General features: G+C 63.6%; 14 protein-coding genes. 7 read left to right on the top strand and 7 right to left on the bottom strand.

All coding sequences use genetic code 11. The annotated features are described in order from the left end of the window. Positions 1–13 precede the first annotated feature (13 nt). From PHI64_RS13225 to PHI64_RS13215, 3 genes are all read left to right on the top strand, one after another. On the top strand, positions 14–298 hold the full coding sequence (locus tag PHI64_RS13225; protein WP_299883519.1) for a hypothetical protein: 285 nt from the start codon (positions 14–16) through the stop codon (positions 296–298). 134 nt (positions 299–432) lie between these two features. Further along, positions 433–2,118, top strand: a complete 1,686-nt coding sequence (locus PHI64_RS13220; protein WP_299883517.1) for a SulP family inorganic anion transporter — start codon at positions 433–435, stop codon at positions 2,116–2,118. 175 nt (positions 2,119–2,293) lie between these two features. Continuing rightward, positions 2,294–4,783, top strand: coding sequence for an EAL domain-containing protein (locus tag PHI64_RS13215; protein ID WP_299883515.1), 2,490 nt, complete (start codon positions 2,294–2,296; stop codon positions 4,781–4,783). Between the two features lie 21 nt (positions 4,784–4,804). Here the strand turns inward: PHI64_RS13215 and dnaE are convergent, their stop codons facing one another. From dnaE to PHI64_RS13200, 3 genes are read right to left on the bottom strand one after another with little or no spacing between them, the layout of a single operon-like run. After that, entirely contained in the window at positions 4,805–8,293 is a 3,489-nt protein-coding gene (gene dnaE, locus PHI64_RS13210; RefSeq protein ID WP_299883513.1) for a DNA polymerase III subunit alpha, read from the bottom strand. A gap of 32 nt (positions 8,294–8,325) precedes the next feature. Next, entirely contained in the window at positions 8,326–9,642 is a 1,317-nt protein-coding gene (locus tag PHI64_RS13205) for a hemolysin family protein (RefSeq protein ID WP_299883511.1), read from the bottom strand. Positions 9,643–9,666: 24 nt separating this feature from the next. Continuing rightward, positions 9,667–10,788, bottom strand: coding sequence for a rhomboid family intramembrane serine protease (locus tag PHI64_RS13200; RefSeq protein WP_299883509.1), 1,122 nt, complete (start codon positions 10,786–10,788; stop codon positions 9,667–9,669). A gap of 189 nt (positions 10,789–10,977) precedes the next feature. Between PHI64_RS13200 and PHI64_RS13195 the strand changes: the two genes are divergently transcribed. After that, positions 10,978–12,030: a GGDEF domain-containing protein gene (locus PHI64_RS13195; protein WP_299883507.1), complete on the top strand. Its 1,053-nt coding sequence runs from the start codon at positions 10,978–10,980 to the stop codon at positions 12,028–12,030. A gap of 20 nt (positions 12,031–12,050) precedes the next feature. Here the strand turns inward: PHI64_RS13195 and PHI64_RS13190 are convergent, their stop codons facing one another. From PHI64_RS13190 to PHI64_RS13180, 3 genes are all read right to left on the bottom strand, one after another. Beyond that, positions 12,051–12,437 (bottom strand): hypothetical protein, encoded by a 387-nt coding sequence (locus tag PHI64_RS13190; protein ID WP_299883505.1) that lies wholly within the window; start codon positions 12,435–12,437, stop codon positions 12,051–12,053. 8 nt (positions 12,438–12,445) lie between these two features. Then, the gene (locus tag PHI64_RS13185) at positions 12,446–13,420 is read right to left on the bottom strand and encodes a quinone oxidoreductase (RefSeq protein ID WP_299883503.1); all 975 of its coding nucleotides are present in this window, start codon (positions 13,418–13,420) and stop codon (positions 12,446–12,448) included. A 101-nt stretch (positions 13,421–13,521) separates the two neighbouring features. Continuing rightward, entirely contained in the window at positions 13,522–15,816 is a 2,295-nt protein-coding gene (locus PHI64_RS13180; protein ID WP_299883502.1) for an NADP-dependent malic enzyme, read from the bottom strand. Positions 15,817–16,158: 342 nt separating this feature from the next. On the opposite strand from PHI64_RS13180, the gene PHI64_RS13175 reads away from it, so the two are divergent. Beyond that, positions 16,159–16,929, top strand: a complete 771-nt coding sequence (locus tag PHI64_RS13175; protein ID WP_299883500.1) for a ParA family protein — start codon at positions 16,159–16,161, stop codon at positions 16,927–16,929. Between the two features lie 260 nt (positions 16,930–17,189). On the opposite strand, the gene PHI64_RS13170 is transcribed toward PHI64_RS13175, so the two are convergent. After that, positions 17,190–19,412, bottom strand: coding sequence for a UvrD-helicase domain-containing protein (locus tag PHI64_RS13170; RefSeq protein WP_299883498.1), 2,223 nt, complete (start codon positions 19,410–19,412; stop codon positions 17,190–17,192). Positions 19,413–19,744: 332 nt separating this feature from the next. On the opposite strand from PHI64_RS13170, the gene PHI64_RS13165 reads away from it, so the two are divergent. Together PHI64_RS13165 and yajC are read left to right on the top strand one after the other, a co-directional pair. Beyond that, complete coding sequence (locus PHI64_RS13165; protein WP_299883496.1) at positions 19,745–20,071, top strand: hypothetical protein; 327 nt, start codon at positions 19,745–19,747, stop codon at positions 20,069–20,071. Positions 20,072–20,264: 193 nt separating this feature from the next. Next, positions 20,265–20,597 (top strand): preprotein translocase subunit YajC, encoded by a 333-nt coding sequence (gene yajC, locus PHI64_RS13160; protein WP_299883527.1) that lies wholly within the window; start codon positions 20,265–20,267, stop codon positions 20,595–20,597. The last annotated feature ends 18 nt before the right edge of the window (positions 20,598–20,615 follow it).

The following is a 20,615-nucleotide window of genomic DNA, read 5'->3' as shown; positions in this document are numbered from 1 at the left end:
CTTAAGCTCTCCCATGATGAACTCCAGCCGTTCACCCCTGCCCCGCCTGACCCCGGCCTTCTGGGGCTGGGCTGCCCTCGACATCGCCGGGGTACTGATCCTGGCCCTCGGAGCGGCCTACCTCATGGAAGACCGGGCCTCGCTGCTGCCCGGTTTTCCGGCCAGCAGCCTGCAGGCCTGGCTATGCGTGGGCGGCGGCATTGCCACCGTTTTCGTGGCCGCCGTAAAGATGCTGGTAGAGGTCATGCACAGTGCCTCTGCCGGCAACAAGGCAGCCAACGACAAGCACTTTTCCTGAGTTCCAGTCACCCACCATGCCCCTGACCGCCTGCAAGCGATGGATCGTCCAGCATCGCACCGGGCCAGGCATCGCAGCTCCGCAAAGTACGCCCCCCGGCGCAAACCCGACTTTTCCTCGATTGCGGAGGCTGCATGAAGATCGTTTTCCACCCCAAGCTGCTCGACACACTGCCCGGCTACAACGGCGCGCAGTTCAGTCGTGATGCCTCTGCCGGCCTCACGGTCGGCGTCCTCGCCCTGCCCCTGGCCATGGCCTTCGCCATCGCCTCCGGCATGTCGCCTACCGCCGGCATCTGGACGGCCATCGTCGCCGGCTTCCTGATCTCGGCTCTGGGCGGCTCGCGGGTACAGATCGGCGGCCCCACCGGCGCCTTCATCCCCATCATCTACGGTATCGTCGTCGACTACGGCGTGCAGAATCTGCTGGTCGCAACCATGCTGGCCGGCGCCATGCTGGTCGCCATGGGCGTGTTCCGCCTCGGCAACCTGATCCGCTTCATCCCCAAAACGGTGGTGATCGGCTTCACCAACGGCATCGCGGTGGTCATCTTCCTCGCCCAGATCAAGGATTTCCTGGGCCTGCAGATCGACCACCTTCCCGGGGAGTTCTTTGGCAAGGTCAAGGCCCTGTTCATCCACCTGGACACCATCGACCTCCCCACCGTGGCACTGTCGGTCAGCTCCATCGTCGTGCTCCTGTCGTGGAACCGCCTGGCGCAGCGCTTCAAGCCGCTCGCCCGGCTGCCTGGCCCTCTGGGCGTGCTCATTATTGCCACCGCGGCCAACGCCCTGCTGCAACTCCCCGTCGAGACCATTGGCACACGCTTCAACGGCATCCCCCAGGACCTCCCCGCCTTCGCGCTGCCCCAGCTGTCCCTCGAGACCCTCGGCAAGCTGATCTCTCCGGCCCTCACCATCGCCCTGCTCGGCGCCATCGAATCGCTGCTCTCGGCGCGGGTCGCCGATGCGGCCATCGAGGACAGGCACGACCCCAATCAGGAACTCATCGCCCAGGGCCTGGCCAACCTCGCCGCCCCCCTGTTCGGCGGCTTTGCCGCCACCGGAGCCATCGCCCGCACCGCCACCAACGTGCGCACCGGTGGTCGCAGCCCGGTGGCCGGCATCGTGCATGCACTGGTGCTGCTGGCCGTAGTGCTGGTGTTCGCACCCTTCGCCAAGCACATCCCCCTGGCCACCCTGTCTGCCATTGTGGTGGTGGTGGCGATCAACATGGGTGAATGGCACGAGTTCCGCGGCCTGACACGCTTCTCGGTGAATTACCGCACCACCCTGCTGAGCACCTTCTTTGTCACGGTCTTCTTCGATCTGACCCTGGCGGTCGAGCTGGGCATGGTGCTGGCCAGCCTGTTCTTCATCTACCGCATGTCCGACCTGACACGGGTCGAGCGTCTGCCACTGACCGAACTGTCGATGCTGCCCGGCTTTCTTTACCCTGACGGCTCACCCCGGGCCGTTGCCTATTCGATTTACGGAACCCTTTTTTTTGGTGCCATCCACAAGCTCGAGACCCTGCTCGATCCGGCCCAGCGTCACCCGGAGGTAGTGATCCTCGACATGCACCATCTGGTCAACCTGGACACCACGGGGCTGGAGGGCTTGGAGAGCTTGTGCAAGAACCTGCACAAAAAAGGCTGTGCATTGATCCTGAGCAGCCTGAACAACCAACCCGCCTCGCTGATCCATCGCTCGGGCTTCGAGAACGAAGTAGGCCTCAACAACATCTGCGGTGACATCTACGGCGCCCTGGCCCGCGCCCGCGACCTGCTGCCGAGGTTCATGGATGAAGACAACCTCTGAGCCTGTAACCCGGCGGAAGGCGCCTGAGCCAGCCTGCGCAGACACCGCCGGAACCCCATGATGCCTCGTCAAGACAGTGCCTGAGTAACCATACCCATACTGGCGTGCAGGACAATCGGGATAGAATAAGGGCATTTTTCTGGCGTCTTTACCAACCCGCGACCTGCCCATCGCCGTGCCCCACTCCACCCTCCCTGAAGGCCACGACACCTGGGACTTTCCCCTGTCCCCGTTCGAGCACTTTCCCACGCTGATCTGGCGTGCGGGCAGTGACGCCAAGTGCAGTTACTTCAACCAGACCTGGCTCGACTTCACCGGCCGCAGCCTTGAGCAGGAGATCGGCGACGGCTGGACCAGCGGCGTCCACCCCGAAGACTTCGATCGTTGTGTGGGCACTTACCTGGAGCACTTCGCGGTCCGTACGCCCTTCGAGATGGAATACCGTCTGCGTCGCAGCGACGGGCAGTACCGCTGGATCATCGACACCGGCCGCCCCCTGTATGACAAAGCGGGCGAGTTTGCCGGCTACATCGGCTCCTGCCTCGACATCACCGACCGCCGCAACACCGAAGCCGAACTGCGCGAGCGCGAGAACCGCCTGAGCACCCTGCTCGCCTCCATGGGCGAGGGCGTGGTCATGCGCGACGCCGAGGGCTTGCTTCTGCTCCACAACAGCAGTGCCGAGCAGATCCTCGGTCTCAACAGCGACGAGATGCAGGGCTGGGATGTGCACGGCGGCCTGCTTACCTACCTCAATGAGGATGGCGAACCGATAGAGCCCCGGCAGATCCCCGCCATGCAAGCCATCGCCACAGGCCAGCCCCGGGCGGGCCTGCTCGGGCTCGATCGCCGGGACGGGCGCCGGCGCTGGCTGTGGACCAACTCGATCCCCCTGTTCGACGACGACTCCCCCAAGCCCTGTGGAGTGGTCACCACGATGGCTGACATCACCGCACGCCGGGAGGACGAGGAGCAACTGCGCCTGGCTCTGACAGTCTTTCGCAACAGCGTCGAGGCAATCATCGTCACCGATGCACAGGAGCACATCCTCTCCGTCAACCGCGCCTTCAGCGAAGTCACCGGCTACAGCGCAGAGGATGCCATCGGCAAGACCCCGCGCATGCTCCAGTCGGGCCACCACGACCACAACTTCTACGTGGCCATGTGGCGCGATATACAAGACCATGGTTTCTGGCAGGGCGAAATCTATGACCGGCGCAAGAACGGCACTCTCTACCCCTCCGCCCTGTCCATCAGCGTGGTGCGCGACAAACTCGAACGCATCACCCACTACGTGGCGGTGTTCTCAGACATCACCGAGCGCAAGGCATCTGAAGCCCGCATTGCCTACCTGGCCCAGCACGACCCCCTGACCGGCCTGCCCAACCGCGCTCTGCTCCAGGACCGCCTCGACCAGGCCCTGGCCGGCGCCGTGCGGCACAACAGCCGCATCGCCCTGCTGTTTCTTGATCTGGACCGTTTCAAGACCATCAACGACTCTCTTGGGCACATGATCGGCGACCGGCTGCTTCAGGGCGTGGCCCTGCGACTGTCGGCGTGCACCCGGGACACCGACACCATCAGCCGCCAGGGAGGCGACGAATTCCTGATCGTTCTCACCGATGTGGAAGGGCCCGACGATGCAGCCCGGGTGGCCGAGAAGATCCTCGATCAACTGCGTCCGCCCTTCGACATCGATGGCCAGTTGCTGGCCACCTCGTTCTCCATCGGCATTGCCCTCTACCCCGAGGATGGCACCTGTGCCGACAGCCTGATGAAGAACGCCGACACCGCCATGTATCACGCCAAAGAGTGTGGTCGGAACACCTACCGCTTCTTTGACGAGCTCATGAACGTCAATGCCCTGGAGCGCCTGCACATGGAAAATGCCCTGCGCCAGGCCCTTGAGCAGCAGGAGCTCAGCCTCTACTACCAGCCCCAGGTCAGCCTGGCCAGCGGCCGCATCATCGGTGTGGAGGCCCTGCTGCGCTGGTTCAGCGGCGCGCTGGGGGGCGTGTCGCCCGCGTCCTTCATTCCCTTGGCCGAGGAGTGCGGGCTCATCGTGCCCATCGGCCGCTGGGTGCTCCATCAAGCCTGCAAGCAGGCGGTGCAATGGCAGAAGCAAGGCTTCGAACCCATCCCGGTGGCGGTCAACCTCTCGGCCCTGCAATTCCGCCGGGCCGACATGGTGGCCACCGTCCGTGAGGCGCTGGAGGCCAGCGGGCTGGAACCACGATGGCTGGAGCTGGAGCTCACCGAATCCTTGCTGATGCAGTCGGGTACCGAAGTTGAGCGAACACTGGCCGACCTCAAAGCGCTGGGCGTACGCATGTCCATCGACGATTTCGGCACAGGGTATTCGAGCCTGGCCTATCTCAAGCGCTTTCCCGTGGACTGCCTGAAGATCGACCAGAGCTTCGTGCGCGACCTCATCGACGATCCGGACGACGCCGCCATCGTTCGGGCGGTGATCCAACTCGGGCGCAGTCTGCGTCTGGAAGTGATCGCCGAAGGCACCGAAACCCCGGAGCAGCTCGACGTGCTGCGTGCCGAGGGCTGCTTTGCGGCTCAGGGCTTCGTCTTCAGCCCACCCCTGCCCGCCGAGGCGCTCAATGACCTGCTGCGCATCGGTGTGCTGCCGGGCAGCCTGATCATCTCCGACTGAGCCCGGGCGACCCGGCCTGTTTCAGGGGTAGATGACCTCGACCGAGTCGGCGGGCAACCACTCGCGCAGGCTCTCCAGCAGGCTGTCATCGGGGCGTACCCGCCAGGCCGCACCGAAGGGCAGATCGCCCTCAGCCACACCATTGCGATAACGCACCCGGATCAGGCACTCTCCATCGCGGAACGGAGCCAGCACGCTCTGCAGGCGTTCTGCCGCGGCAATAGCGCCCCCAGCCTCTCCGACCTCACCGTTGAGGCGCAGCTGCAGCGCCCGGGCATAGCGCCCACGCGCCTCGCCGAGAGTCATCAGCTTGTCGGCGACGATGCGATAGCCACCGGAAAACTCGTCATTGCTCACCTTGGCCTCGACGATCAGCACCTCATCCACCACGATGCGCTGGCGGTTGTTGTCGAAGACCTCGGAGAACACCGACACCTCCCGCGGGGTGGTGCCATCATCCAGCAGCACAAAGGCAATCTTGCCCCGGGCGGTCATCTTGGCACGCACCTCCATGACCACCCCGGCCATGGTGATGAGGTCCCGGGAGGGTTCGACCTGGGCCAGGGGCCGGCGCACGAAACGCCGCACCTCTTCCTTGAAGGCATTGAAGGGATGACCGGAGAGGAAGAAGCCGATGGCTAGCTTCTCTTCCTTGAGCTTCTCGCGCTCGCCCCAGGGGCGAACCTTGACGTAATCCACCATGGGTGCAGCCGCTTCGCCAGGGATGTCGAACAGGCCGCCCTGCAGGGCATTGGCGGCGATCTGCTCGGCCGCCTCCATGGCGATGCCGACGCTGGCCAGCAGCTTGTGGCGGTCGGCCGGCTGCACCGGGTCGAGGGTGTCGAAGGCGCCGGCGCGCACCAGGGCCTCGATGACCCGCCGGTTGGCCATGCGCTTGTCCACCCGGCAGCAGAAATCGAAGAGATCCTTGAAGGGGCCGGACTCCCGGGCGGCCAGGATGGCCCGCACCGCCGGTTCGCCCACACCCTTCACGGCGCCGAGGCCGTAGCGGATGGTCTTGGCGTCGGTGGGCACGAACCGGTAGTCGGACTGGTTTACGTCCGGCGGCAACACCACGATGCGGTTGGCGATCGTGTCTTCGTAGAAGATCTTGATCGTGTCGGTGTTGTCCAGGTCCGAGGACATGGTGGCTGCCATAAAAGCCGAGCAGTGGTAGGCCTTCAGCCAGGCGGTGTGATAGGTGACCACCGCATAGGCTGCCGTGTGCGACTTGTTGAAGCCGTACTCGGCAAACTTGGTCATCAGGTCGAAGAGCTGCTCGGCCAGGGCTGGGTCGTAGCCCTTCTGGCGCGCACCGTCGGCAATGGTCTCCCGGTGCTTGGCCATCTCGTCGGCCTTCTTCTTGCCCATCGCCCGGCGCAGCATGTCGGCGCCGCCGAGGGTGTAGCCCCCGATGATCTGGGAGATCTGCATCACCTGCTCCTGGTACACGATCACCCCGTAGGTGGGTGACAGGCAGGCGGTGAGGTCAGGGTGGAAGTAATCGATGGCCTGCTGGCCCTTCTTGCGCAGGATGAAGTCGTCCACCATGCCCGAGCCCAGCGGGCCCGGACGATAGAGGGCCAGCACGGCGATGATGTCTTCGAAGCGGTCGGGGGCGAGCTTCTTGAGAAGCTTCTTCATGCCGTCCGATTCCACCTGGAAGATCGCCGTGGTGTTGGCTTCACGGAGAATCTGGTAAGCAGCCTGGTCTTCGAAGCCCAGACTCATCAGATCCGGCCGCACGCCGGTGAGGCGCTTCACGTATTCGAGGGCCAGCTCGATGATGGTGAGGTTACGCAGGCCCAGGAAGTCAAACTTGACCAGGCCCACTCCTTCCACGTCGTCCTTGTCGAACTGGGACACCGGTGTGGCGTCGTCACCATCGGCGATATACAGCGGGCAGAAGTCGGTAAGCTTGCCCGGCGCGATCAGCACCCCCCCGGCGTGCATGCCGACCCCACGGGTAAGGCCCTCCAGGGGCTCGGCGAGGCTCCACAGCTCCTGGACCGACTCGCCGTCGTTACCATCGGCCATCAACTCGTTGATCTGCGGCTCCTGCTCCCGGGCCTCGGCCAGGGACAGGGGCTTGTTCTGCACCACCGGGATCAGCTTGGACAGGCGGTCACACAGGCCATAGGGCAGGTCCAGCACCCGCCCCACGTCACGCACCACCGCCTTGGAGGCCATGGTGCCAAAGGTGGCGATCTGGCTCACCGCGTCGGCACCGTAGTGGGAACGCACGTACTCGATGACCTTGTAGCGGTTGTCCTGGCAGAAGTCGATGTCGAAGTCGGGCATGGACACCCGCTCCGGGTTGAGGAAGCGCTCGAACAGCAGCGCATAGGCCAGCGGGTCGATGTCGGTGATGCGCAAACTGTAGGCCACCAGCGAGCCGGCCCCCGAGCCCCGCCCCGGCCCCACCGGCACGCCGTTGTGCTTGGCCCAGTTGATGAAGTCGGCCACGATCAGGAAGTAGCCGGGGAAGCCCATCTGGATGATGGTGTCGGTCTCGAACTTGAGCCGGGCCTCGTACTCTTCGCGCTTCTGCTCCCGCTCCACCTCGTTGGGGAAGAGCTCCTTGAGGCGCACCTCCAAGCCTGAGCGAGCCTCCGCCACCAGAAAGTCATCAAGGGTCATGCCCTCGGGCGTCGGGAACTGGGGCAGAAAATTCTTGCCCAGCTGCACGGTGAGGGAGCAGCGCCGAGCGATCTCGACGCTGTTTTCCAGCGCCTCGGGGATGTCGGCGAACAGCGCGCACATCTCGTCCTGGGTCTTGAAGTACTGCTCCGGAGTGAAATCCTTCGGGCGACGCTTGTCGGCCAGCACATTGCCCTGGGCAATGCACACGCGGGCTTCGTGGGCCTTGAAGTCTTCGGGCCGGGTAAATTGGATGGGGTGGGTCGCCACCACCGGCAGGTCAAGCCGCGAAGCGATCTGCAGGGCCTCACGGATGTAGGCCTCGGTGCCCGGATGTCCGGCACGCTGGATCTCAACGTAGAAACCACCCGGAAAACGCGCCGCCCAGTCGGCCGCCAGCTTTTCAGCCAAGGCCCCATTGCCGTTGGCCAGGGCGTGGCCGATATCGCCATCCCGGGCGCCGGACAGGCACAGGAGGTCACTGGCAGTGACCGCATCCAGCCATTCGCGGCGCAGTTCGGCCCGCCCCCGGTATTTGTTCTCGATGAAGGCCCGGGTCAGGATCTCGCACAATTGGCCGTAGCCTTTGCGATTGCGGCAGATCAGCAGGACCCGGGTCGGCTTGTCGCGCTCGATGTCGTTGGTGATCCAGCAATCGGCACCGACCACCGGCTTGATGCCCTTGCCGCGGGCGCCCTTGTAGAACTTGACCATCCCGAACAGGTTGGCCAGATCAGAGATGCCAAGGGCCGGCATGCCGTCAGCGGCGGCACGGGCGATGGCGGAGTCCACCTGCACGATCCCGTCGGAGATCGAATACTCGGTATGGAGGCGCAGATGGATGTAGCGGGGGGAGTGGGATTCAGGCATCCCGCAATTTTACCCGCCAGCCCGCATCGGTTTCACCCTTCGGCGGAGATTTCTCCGATGGGCAACCCAAGCCGGCTGACCAGCAACTGGTCGATGCGATGGCTGTCCACGTCGATGACCTCGAAGCGATAGCCACCAAAATCCACCCTGTCGGTGCGGCGAGGGATCTTGCGCAAGTGGTACATCATGAAGCCGGCGATGGTCTCGTAGTTTTCGCTGCCGTCAGCGTCGTCGATGCCGAGCACACGCATCACATCGGTTGCTGCGGTGGCACCATCGACCAGCCAGGAGTTGTCGTCCCGACGCACGATCTGCTCCTCCTGGACCTGCTCCACATCGTCACCGACCAGTGCACGGAAGATGTCGTTGAGGGTGATCACTCCCACCACCAAGGCGTACTCGTTGATGATCACCGCAAAGTCCTCCCGGGCCTCGCGAAAGCGTTCCAACACCTCGGACAGGGTCAGGGTGTCGGGGAGCGCCAGCAGCGGATTGATCGGGGCGTCAGCTTTCATGGACAGGGACTGGCCCGCCAGCACCCGGTTGAGGAGATCCTTGGCATCCACGTAGCCCACCACCTTGTCGATGCCGCCGTCGCATACAGGAAAGCGGTTGAAGGGCCGCCCGGCGATCTTCTGGCGGATGCTGTCCTCACTCTCCTGCAAGGTGAAGAACACTACGCTGTCCCGGGTTGTCATGGCCGAGGGGGCGCTGCGCACCTCCAGGCCAAACACGTTCTCGATCAGCGCATGCTCCTGCTCAGCCAGCACGCCCGCCTGGGCCCCGGCCTCGACAACGGCGATGATCTCGTCCGGCGTTACCGTATCGTTGCGGGTGGTGGCCACCCCGAGGAGGCGGAACAGCAGGTCGGCGGCTTCGTTGTAGAGCCACAGCAAAGGGCGCAGCCAGCGAATCAACACACTCATGGGCGCGGCCACGGCCATCGCCATACGCTCGGGTGCGGCCATGCCAAGGCGCTTGGGCATCAGGTCGGCGAACAGGATGAACAGGGAGGTGACAACCACAAAAGAGAGAGCAAAGGCCAGCGTCTCCGCGTAGGCCACAGGCACCAGCCCGGCCAGCAGGCCCGCCAACCACGGGGAGAAGGCGCCCTCGCCGACAATACCGCCCATGATCGCCACCGCGTTGAGGCCAATCTGCACCAAGGTGAAGAACGGCCCCGGACGGGCCTGCAGAGCCAGCACCCGGGCCGCCCCGTCGCTGCCGCTCTCGGCCAACACTGCCAGCCGCGATTTGCGCGACGCCGCCACCGAGATCTCGGCGATCGAGAAAAACGCGCTGATTCCCACCAGAAGCAGGATGAGGAAGATCTGTTGTATGAAGTCCATAACACATACGGGCTGGAGCGTCGCTCAGCGGCCCCCCGCCTCCACCGACTTGCGCAAACGCATCTGGAGCAGGATGTTGTCGGCCTGCACCTGGAGCGCCCGGGAGCGCTCCACCCATACCGTCTGCCGGGTTTCAAAGGCCTGAGCGAGCGCTTTCAGGGCGTCCCGCCGGGCACTGGCATAGCTGATCAGCTCGCGGCGCTGCCAGTCACTGGCCGGGGACACCTCGCTCCACGACAGCTGATTGATCTGCCGCTCCCATCGCGGGATGAAATCGTGCTCCAGCACATCAAGAGCCGCAGCCTCAGTAATGCGGCGCTGGCGCAGCGCATCCATCAGGCCGGCCTGCTCGCGCAGCAGGTCCTGCTCCTCCAGGGCAAAACGCTGGAGGATCTGCTGGTAGGCGGAATCCACCTCGTATCGCCGGACCACCTCTGGTGTCTGCTGCCACAGCACACCACCGATGGCCACAACGGCAAGCATGCCCCCGAGAGCCCGGCGGGTCAGCCACTGCACCGGCCGTGGGGAAACGATGGGTTCGGCCAGGGCAAGGCCCAGCACAGCCCCACCAGCCAGCCCCCCCAGGTGGGCCGCATTGTCGATGCCCGGCAGTGAAAAGCCGGCAAAGAGGGAGTAACCGATGAAGCCCAGGGTGCCAGACCTCATCTCCCTGAAAACCTCGCCGGGCACCGAACCCCGCTGCTGCAGCAGATAGGCGAGCAGCGCCCCATACACGCCGAAGATCGCCCCCGAGGCCCCGACGCTGACACCGCCCTGCTTCCACCACAAACTGGCCAGGTTGCCGATCAGCCCGGCACCGATGTAGATCACGATGAACCCAACCCGCCCGAACAGGCGCTCGACGACTTGCCCCGCCTGATAGAGGGCCAGCATGTTGAGCCCCACATGAAGCAGTCCCCCATGCAGGAACAGGGCCGACAGCAGGCGCCAGGGTTCTCCTTTCTGAATCAGGGGCGCAAAGTTGCCCCCCGCCCGGATCAACAACTCGGACGGAAACTGCATCGGACTCCGGGAAACCACCGCGAGCCACGCAAAGACGACAACATTGACGACCACGATGGCAAGGGTGACATCGGCCCGGCGAACGCGCGAAAAGAGAAGGTTGGAAAAGGTGTCGTAGTTCAAGAGAAGGGGCGAAGCAGCGGGAAGACCATACGATTATACGCATTGCCGAATGACGGCCTTGCGGATCCCGGGCGGAGCGCAACAGCACACCACAGGACGTGACGGACTACCTGAACGAAGTCATCGAAGGCGTGAAAAACACAAAGCCCCTGGGATAGAATTAAGAGTTGAAAGCCTTCTACCGGGCCCATGATCCACGTTCTCAAACATGTCGAATCCATCACCCAGCACCGGGATCGCACCCTGCTGGAGCTGGGTGTTGCGTCGGCGCTGTTCGAACTTGTGAGGGCTCGGGAGGTGAATCTCTACAAGGTCAGCCAGCACGGCGCCGACAGCTTCCTGGCCCGTGTCACCCACGTCGGCCAGGACGGCGTGCGCTACGTGCAGTCGGAATTCGACGAAGGCGGCGAGGCCATCCCCCTGACCGAGCGCCCGGAAATGGTGGCCTGCGTGGCGCAGACGCAGATCGTCCGGCGTCACGACAGCGAGCGCGGCGAGCATGTGCACTGCTTCCCGATCAACGTCGACCGCCGCGTGCTGGGCGTGCTCGAAGTCGTCTGCAGCAACCCGCTATCAACGGAGGACCTGGGCACCGCCGAGGGCTTTCTGGGCCTGTACCGGAACTACCTCAGCCTGCTCGACTACAGCGAACGGGACACCCTGACCGGGCTGCTCAACCGCAAGACCTTCGACGAAAACCTGGGCAAGATCCTCCAGGGGCTCGCGCCCGGCGAATCGGGCCTGACCCGGGATGCCACCCCGCCCCATCGCCGACGCCAGCATGAGGACGGCGGCTACTGGCTGGCCGTGGTGGACGTGGATCACTTCAAGCGGGTCAACGACCAGTTCGGGCACCTGTATGGTGACGAGGTGCTGCTGCTGCTCGCCCGGATCATGCAGGACAGCTTCCGGCACCAGGATCGGCTGTTCCGCTTCGGAGGCGAGGAGTTCGTGGTCATCCTGCGAGCCACCTCCGACCACGAGGTATCCGTCGCCCTCGAACGCCTGCGTGCCGGCGTCGAAGCCCACACCTTCCCCCAGGTCGGCACGGTGACGGTGAGCATCGGCTATACCGGAATCCACTCCAGCGACACCATCCCCGACATCGTCGGTCGGGCTGACGACGCCCTTTATGTGGCCAAGGACAATGGCCGCAACCAGGTGCGCAACTACGAAGCCCTGCTGGCCTGCGGTCAGGTCGCTGCCCGGGAAGCTCCCGACAGCGACATCGAGTTGTTCTAGGCAGGCGCCGCCGCGCCCGCCTAGCGCGTGGCCGCCTGAGCCGGGAGATCCTTCAGCGCCTGCTTGCGCTCGCCGTCCGCGGCAAATATCAAAGCCCGCTGTTCATCGCTGAGGGGCGCCCCCAGGTCCCGCTCGAGGGAACTGTAGATGCGCGCCAGCCGGTCGGTGAGCCGACCTTTGGCCGGAATCGCCCGCAAAACCTGGTCCCGGCGCGCCCCGGTAATGCTCATGACTTTCTGCACAAAGCTCTCTTCGATGCGGCGTGTTTCCGCCTGGATGAAAGCCGCCTGAACCGGCGTCAGGACCACGGGCGGCGGGGCCACCGGCGCAGCCGCCGACACCGGTAGGGCAAGGGCGGCACCCAGGGCCAGGGCCGACAGAGCAATGCGGGAACGGGGATGTTTCATGATCAGGGTCAGGGAACCAGCACGGTGGAACCCGTCGTCCGCCGCGCCTCGAGCTCACGATGCGCCGTGGCTGCGTCCTGCAGCGGAAAACGTTGATTGATGGACAAACGCACCTGCCCCGAGAGCACCACGGCGAAGAGATCCTCGGCCATCGTCAGCAGGTCATCGCGGCGCGCCGAATAGGCAAACAGGCTTGGGCGGGTCAGGAACAGGGACCCCATCTTGCCGAGCAAGCCCGGATCAAACGGCGCCACGGGGCCGGACGCATTGCCGAAAGTCACCATCATGCCGAGGGGGCGCAGACAGGCCAGGGAGTCCATGAATGTATCCTGACCGATGGAGTCGTAAACCACCGCCACACCCTCTCCGCCGGTCAGCTCCCGGACACGGCCGGAGACGCTCTCGCGGGTGTAGACAATGGTGTGATCGCAGCCGTACTGGTGCGCCAGGGCAGCCTTTTCGTCGGAGCCGACCGTGCCGATCACAGTGGCGCCCAAGGCCTTTGCCCACTGGCAGACGATGAGGCCGACACCACCGGCGGCGGCGTGGATGAGGATGGTGTCACCCGGCTGGACCCGGTAGGTACGACGCAGCAGATATTGGGCGGTCAGCCCCTGCAGCATCATGGATGCCCCCTGCTCGAAACTCAGGGCATCGGGCAGTCGGACCAGGCGGTCGGCTGGAATATTGCGGCGCTCGGCATAGGCACCGAGGGGCCCGCCGGCATAGGCAACCCGATCACCGGGCTGCAGATCGGTCACCCCCTCACCCACCGCCTCGACAACGCCGGCCGCCTCAAGCCCGATACCCGAAGGCAGTGGAACCGGATAGAGGCCGGAGCGATGATAGGTGTCAATATAGTTCAGGCCGACAGCATGGTGTCGGAGCTGGGCCTCGCCGGGGGCCGGCGGAGCCAGATCGGCTTCGACCCACTGCAGGACGTCGGGGCCGCCGGTACGCTCAAAACGGATCAAACGGGACATGGCTCACCTCGCGGAACATTGTCCCCGATTGTACCGGAGGGTGATTTCAAATAGCGGATGGAAGCCCCCCGCTCCGGGTCACGGAGCGGGGGAATCCGGGCTCAGACCGGCAATTCTTCACGCTGCTCGGCCGCATCCACCACCGCCAGAGCAGTGATGTTGACCAGTCGACGCACCGACGCCGACGGCGTCAGGATGTGCACGGCACGGGCGCTGCCCAGCAGGATGGGACCAACCGAAACGCCGTCACCATTGGCAACCTTGAGCAGGTTGAAGGCAATGTTGGCAGCATCCAGGTTGGGCATCACCAGCAGGTTGGCTTCGCCGTGAAGACTGGAGTCCGGGTGGAGACGGTCGCGGATCTCGGGCGACAGGGCCGAATCCCCGTGCATTTCACCATCACACTGCAGATCCGGCGCCTTCACCCGCAGGATGTCGCGGGCGTCACGCATGCGCCGGGACGACGCGCTGCGGGCGCTGCCGAAATTGGAGTGGGACAGCAGGGCCACCTTGGGCTCGATGCCGAAACGCTTCAGCTCATCAGCCGCCATCAGGGCGATCTCGGCGGTTTCCTCAGCGCTGGGCATCTCGTTCACGTAGGTGTCTGTGATGGCCAGGACGCGCTGGGGCAGCAGCAGGATGTTCATCGCCGCATACAGGCTGGCACCGTTCTTCAGGCCAATCAGGCTCTTGACGTGATTGAAGTGGTGGTCGTAGCCGCCGGTCGTGCCGCAGACGAGAGCATCGGCATCGCCGCGACGCAGCAGCATGCAGCCGATCAGGGTGCTGTCGGCCCGCATGGCTTCGCGGGCGGAGTCGGGCGTCACGCCATCACGGCCCATCAGGCGGTAGTACTCCTGCCACAGCTCACGATAGCGGCTGTCGGACTCGACATTGACCACGTCGAAATCACGGCCAGCCACCAGGTTGAGACCGAACTTCTCGATGCGCATGTCGATGACCGCGGGCCGGCCGATGAGGATCGGACGGGCCAGGTTTTCGTCAACCACCGCACGCACGGCACGCAGAACGCGCTCGCTCTCACCCTCGGCGTAGAGCACGCGCTTCTTGTCGGCAGGAACTTCCTTGGCCTTGGAGAACACCGGCTTCATGATGATGCCGGACTGGTACACGAACTCGTTGAGGCTCTGGATGTAGGCGTCCATGTCCACCTTGCGGGTGGCCACGCCGGAATCGATGGCAGCCTGGGCCACGGCCGGTGCGATCTTGACGATCAAGCGCGGATCGAAGGGCTTGGGGATCAGGTAGTTCGGACCGAAGGACAGATCTGCGCCACCGTAAGCCTGGGCCACCACGTCGGACTGCTCGGCTTCGGCCAGCTCGGCAATGGCCTTCACGCAGGCCAGCTTCATCTCCTCATTTATCTTGGTGGCGCCGGCGTCGAGCGCACCACGGAAGATGAAGGGGAAGCACAGCACGTTGTTAACCTGATTCGGGTAATCCGAACGACCGGTGGCGATGATGGCGTCGGGACGCACTTCCTTGGCCAGCTCCGGCAGGATCTCCGGAGTCGGGTTGGCGAGGGCGAAGATCAGCGGCTTGTCCGCCATGGTCTTGACCATCTCAGGCTTGAGCACGCCCGCAGTGGAGAGGCCCAGGAAGATATCGGCGCCAACCAGGGCATCGGCCAGCGTGCGGAACTCCGTCGTCTGGGCGTAACGGGCCTTGTTGGCCTCCATCCGCTCGTCACGGCCCACCCAGATCACACCCTTGGAGTCGCAAACAAACACGTTCTCGCGGCGGATGCCGAGGCCGCACCACAAGTCGAGGCAGGCAATGGCCGCCGCCCCGGCGCCGGAACACACCACCTTCACATCCTCGACCTTCTTGCCGACCACCTTGAGGCCATTGAGCATGGCAGCAGCAGAGATGATGGCAGTGCCGTGCTGATCGTCGTGGAAGACCGGGATGTTCATCCGCTCACGCAGCTTCTGCTCGATGTAGAAGCACTCGGGTGCTTTGATGTCTTCCAGGTTTACGCCGCCCAGGGTGGGCTCCAGCGCGGCGATCATGTCGATCAGCTTGTCCGGATCGTTCTCGGCCAGCTCGATATCGAATACATCGATGTTGGCGAACTTCTTGAACAGGCAGCCCTTGCCCTCCATCACCGGCTTGGCGGCCAACGGACCGATGTTGCCGAGACCAAGCACGGCCGTACCGTTGGTGATCACGGCCACCAGGTTGCCGCGGGAGGTGTACTCCTGAGCGTCGGCCGGATCGGCCACGATGGCGTCGCAAGCCGCGGCCACGCCGGGGGAGTAGGCCAGAGCAAGATCGCGCTGGTTAGTCAGGCCTTTGGTGGGAACCACCGCGATCTTGCCGCGGGTCGGGCTGCGGTGGTAATCGAGGGCTGCTGCAATGAAATCCTTGTCCATGTTCTCTCTTCTCTCAAAATGGTCCGACCCCCGCAGGCCGGGTCAACGGGGTGCCGCTGGCGGGGGGTGTCACCGATGGTCTGGCCGGAAATCTGGATGTGTCCTGGGTACCCTGAGGCGAGCGTGTGCCCCGTATGACAGCCGTGCGGTGGTCACCGCCGCCCGACCGGAGTTTCGCGCCCGGGAGGGGGGCACGAAGACTTCATGTTGATTGCTTTATTGTTTGCATACGAGTTTACCCGACCCCGGCCTTTTTCGCACCCTCGGTAATTACGGGCCGCCCCCCAATGCGTGGCACAATCGCGCGCATCCAAACAGCACCAAATAATCTGGGGAGAAGCGATGCGACGCGTTGTATTCAATCAAAAAGGAGGAGTGGGCAAGTCCACGATCACCTGCAATCTGGCGGCGATCAGCGCCCACAAAGGGCTGCGCACTCTGGTTGTCGACCTTGACCCCCAGGGCAACTCCACGCACTACCTCCTGGGGGATGCCGCTGAAAATCAGGATGACACCCTGGCCGGCCTCTTCGAACAGACGCTGTCCTTCAAGTTCAGCCCCAAGAAGACCGCTGAGTTCGTCCACCCGACGCCCTTCGCCAACCTGTCGATCATGCCCTCGCATCCCAACCTGGAGGAGCTTCAGGGCAAGCTGGAATCCCGCTATAAGATTTTCAAACTACGCGACGCCCTGGACGAACTGGACGACGACTACGATGCGGTTTTCATCGACACCCCGCCGGCCCTCAACTTCTACACGCGCTCAGCCCTGATCGCCACCCGCCTGTGCCTGATCCCCTTCGACTGCGACGACTTTTCCCGCCGCGCGCTATACGCACTGATGGAAAACGTACAGGAAATCCGGTCCGACCATAATCGGGATCTCGAAGTAGAGGGCATCGTGGTCAACCAGTTCCAGCCCCGCGCCAGCCTGCCCCAGAAACTGGTCCAGGAGCTCATCGCCGAGGGCCTGCCGATCTTCAACACCTATTTGTCGAGCTCCATCAAGATCCGCGAAAGCCACGAACAGGCCAAACCCATGATCCACCTGGACCCAAAGCACAAGCTAGCCCAGGAATTCATGGCCCTACACGCCGAGCTGCGCGGCACCTGACGCGTACACGCAGCCCCTGCGATGCAGACATCTCCAAGGATGCGACAAATTTAGCGGACGACAACCAGGCTGGTTTGGGCACAGCAAGAACGGCGCAATACCTGGCGGATCCGGCGTGACCGCTCAATGCCCCCCTTACGCCGATCGTGCAACGGCGTTTCGTGCCATACGTTACGCCGGCCAGGGCTGCTACAGCCTTCTGATGGGCAACGCCCCGCCGGCTGGACAAGTGCCGGCACAGCCCCGCGCAGCAGGGCGCATCAGGCCGGCGTCAGTTTCGCCACGGCCAGCATCAACCATTTAGTGCCGGCCTCGGCAAACTTCACCTGTACCCGCGCATCGTTACCGCTGCCCTCCGCGGAAATGATGACGCCATCGCCAAAGCGGGCGTGCTGCACGCTCTGGCCAATCCGCAAGCCACCCAGATCGCGGGACTTCATTGGCGGGGCCGGCGGCATACTGGCCATCGCCGGCTTTGCAGCCCCCGGGTTGTAATAGCGCGCCGAGGGCTCCGACACGAAGCTGCGGCGCGGATTGGGCGGCGTCAACCACTTGGTCAGCCCCTCCGGGATCTCCTCCAGGAAACGGGAGCGCAGGTTGTAACGCACCTGTCCGTGAAGCATGCGGCTCTGGGTGAAACTCAGATACAGACGCTGACGGGCACGAGTCACAGCGACGTACATGAGACGCCGCTCCTCCTCCAGCCCATCAGCCTCCTGAGCGCTGTTCTCATGGGGGAACAAGCCCTCTTCCAGGCCGGACAGGAAGACTACGTCGAACTCAAGCCCCTTGGCGGCATGCACCGTCATCAACTGGACGGCCTCGGCGCCCGCCTCGGCCTGATGGTCGCCCGCCTCCAGGGACGCATGGGCCAGAAACTCGGCCAGCACCGACTCAACCCCCGAGGGTGAATCTCCCGGAATCTGACCGGCGCCGATCTCCGCGCCGAAGTTGGCTGCCGCATTGATCAGTTCATCCAGGTTCTCGAGCCGCTCCTGCCCCTCCTTTTCCGCCTTGTAGTGCGCGCGCAGGCCGGACACCTCAATCACGTGCTCCACCATCTCGTGCAGCGGCAGATCACGGGTTTCGCTGCGCAGGCGCTCGATCAGCACCACGAACTGGGCCAGGGATGAACCCGGTTTGCCAGAGAGGTGGGGTACGGTCTGGTAAAGAGGCGTGTTCCAGGTACGGGCAGCATCCTGCAAGGCCTCCAGGGACCGGGCACCGATGCCACGGGTCGGAAAATTAACCACCCGGGTGAACGCCGTATCGTCATCGGAATTGGCGATCAGGCGCAGGTAGGCCAGGGCATGCTTGACCTCCTGGCGTTCGAAGAAGCGCAGGCCGCCATACACCCGGTAGGCGATGCCACTGGAAAAGAGCTGATGCTCCAGCACCCGCGACTGTGCATTGGAGCGGTACAGCAGCGCGATGTCGGCACGGCTGGCGCCATCCCGGACCAGTGACTGAATCTCCTCGACAATCCAGCGGGCCTCGTCAGTATCCGTAAACGCCTCGTAAACGCGGATCGGCTCCCCCGCCCCCCGGTCAGTCCACAGGTTCTTGCCCAATCGCTTGCTGTTGTTGGTGATCAAGGCATTGGCCGCATCAAGGATGTTGCCGTGGGAACGATAGTTCTGCTCAAGGCGGATCACGCTTTCCACACGGAAGTCGCGCTCGAAATCCCGCATGTTGCCAACTTCAGCCCCCCGAAAGCGGTAGATGGACTGGTCATCGTCGCCCACGCAGAACAGGCTGGCGCCCCCCTCCTCGCCCTTGCCGGCCAAAAGGCCCAGCCAGCGGTACTGGAGCACATTGGTGTCCTGGAACTCATCCACCAGGATGTGGCGGAAACGGGCCTGGTAGTGCCGGCGGATGGGTTCGTTGCGCTCCAGCAATTCGTAACTGCGCAACAACAACTCGGGGAAATCCACAACTGCCTCACGCTGGCACTGTGCCTCATACTCCATGTAAAGCTCGACCCGGCGCCGGCTGTAGTCGTCCCACGCTTCCACCGCAGACGGCCTAAAGCCAGCTTCTTTTTGACCGTTGATGAAGTGCTGCAGATCACGGGGCGGAAATTTCTCGTCATCCACGTTCAGCGTCTTCAGCAAACGCTTGATTGATGCGAGCTGATCGCCGGTATCGAGGATCTGGAACAACTGGGGCAGCCCGGCCTCCCGGTGATGGGCACGCAGAAAGCGGTTGCACAGACCATGAAAGGTGCCGATCCACATGCCGCGGGGGTTGATCGGGAACATGGCCGAAAGCCGCGTGAGCATTTCCTTGGCCGCCTTGTTGGTGAAGGTGACCGCCAGAATCCCCTGGGGACTGCAGTAGCCGTTTTGCAGCAGCCAGGCGATGCGGGTGATGAGCACCCGGGTCTTGCCGGAACCAGCTCCGGCAAGGATCAGTGCATGCTGGGGCGGTAGTGTGACCGCAGCGAGCTGTTCGGGATTGAGGTGATCAAGGAGCTGGGACATGGGGTGAGACGGAATGCGGCGAAGCGCCACATTCTACCGCTAGCGCCCCGGTCGGACGGCCCGCAAGCAGCGGAAGCGACTGTTGCGAAAAGGCCGCGCAGGCGTGACAGATTACTTGAAAGAAATTGAAAAGGGCCTTGCAGTCAGCACCGCAAGTACCTAAACTGAAATTGTGCAATGCAGCAAACAAGACTGACTAGAGGCTGACAAAACCGAGTGAATACCGGAAAAAATGCGTTAAAAGACAATTTTGCATCGCATCAAAACGTCTTGAAATGCACACAGAAATCAGCCCGTTTGTTTGATGCCCCCAAATACAGGAGTAACAGCAAATGAAAGCACCGAAACTACTTCACTGGCACGCCCGCAAGGCTGGCGTTCCTGTCGAACGCGCCGAAGCCCTCTGGCGCAAGGCTCTCCGTGAAGCCACCGCCGACACGGGCTGGGTAGGCACCTCCGAATTCTGGGGTGCGGCGGAAGCACGCTTCCTGGAGCTGCTTGCCGAAGAGCAAAGCACGCTGTGCACGCCTCATGTCGAATCCTTCATGCGCACCCAGCACCGCATGGGCCTGATGCCTCTGCTCGCTGCCGAACAAATGTTTTCCGCAATGTCTGCCAACTGGCAGCGATTCTGCAACCGGATGAACAAGGCAGCCTGAGTGCGCCTGCCGGCGCCGTGCGCCGGCACAACAGAGTTTTTCTCCCTCCTCTCCTTCGTGGAGATTTGACGGCGTCTGTCGCAAGGCAGACGCCGCTTTTTTTTTGCACCAGCCACCCGCAACAGCCGCTCGAAGGTCGCCCGCCGGGTACTGCTATAATCCGGAGCTTTGTATCTTGACTCCGGAGTTCAATGTGCTGATTTCCAACGCCTTTGCCCAAGCTGCGCCGGCTGCCGCGCAAGACCCCCTGGGCGGCCTGACCGGCATCCTGCCGATGATTTTCATGTTCGGGGTGCTGTGGTTCCTGATGATTCGCCCCCAAATGAAGCGCGCCAAGGAACATAAGGCGCTCCTCGAAGGTCTGCAGAAGAACGACGAAGTCCTGACCGGTGGCGGCATTGTCGGCAAGGTCGTGGCCATCAGTGATGCCTACGTCACCGTGGAAGTCGCTGCCAACACCCAGATCGTCGTACAGAAGCAGGCCATTGGCACCGTGCTGCCCAAGGGCACCCTCAAGTCGATCTGAACGGCCGACGGCCGGTGC

The sequence above is a fragment of the Zoogloea sp. genome (assembly GCF_028689785.1).
Classification (GTDB): Bacteria; Pseudomonadota; Gammaproteobacteria; order Burkholderiales; family Rhodocyclaceae; genus Zoogloea.
This window is presented reverse-complemented; position numbering and strand designations above follow the sequence as displayed.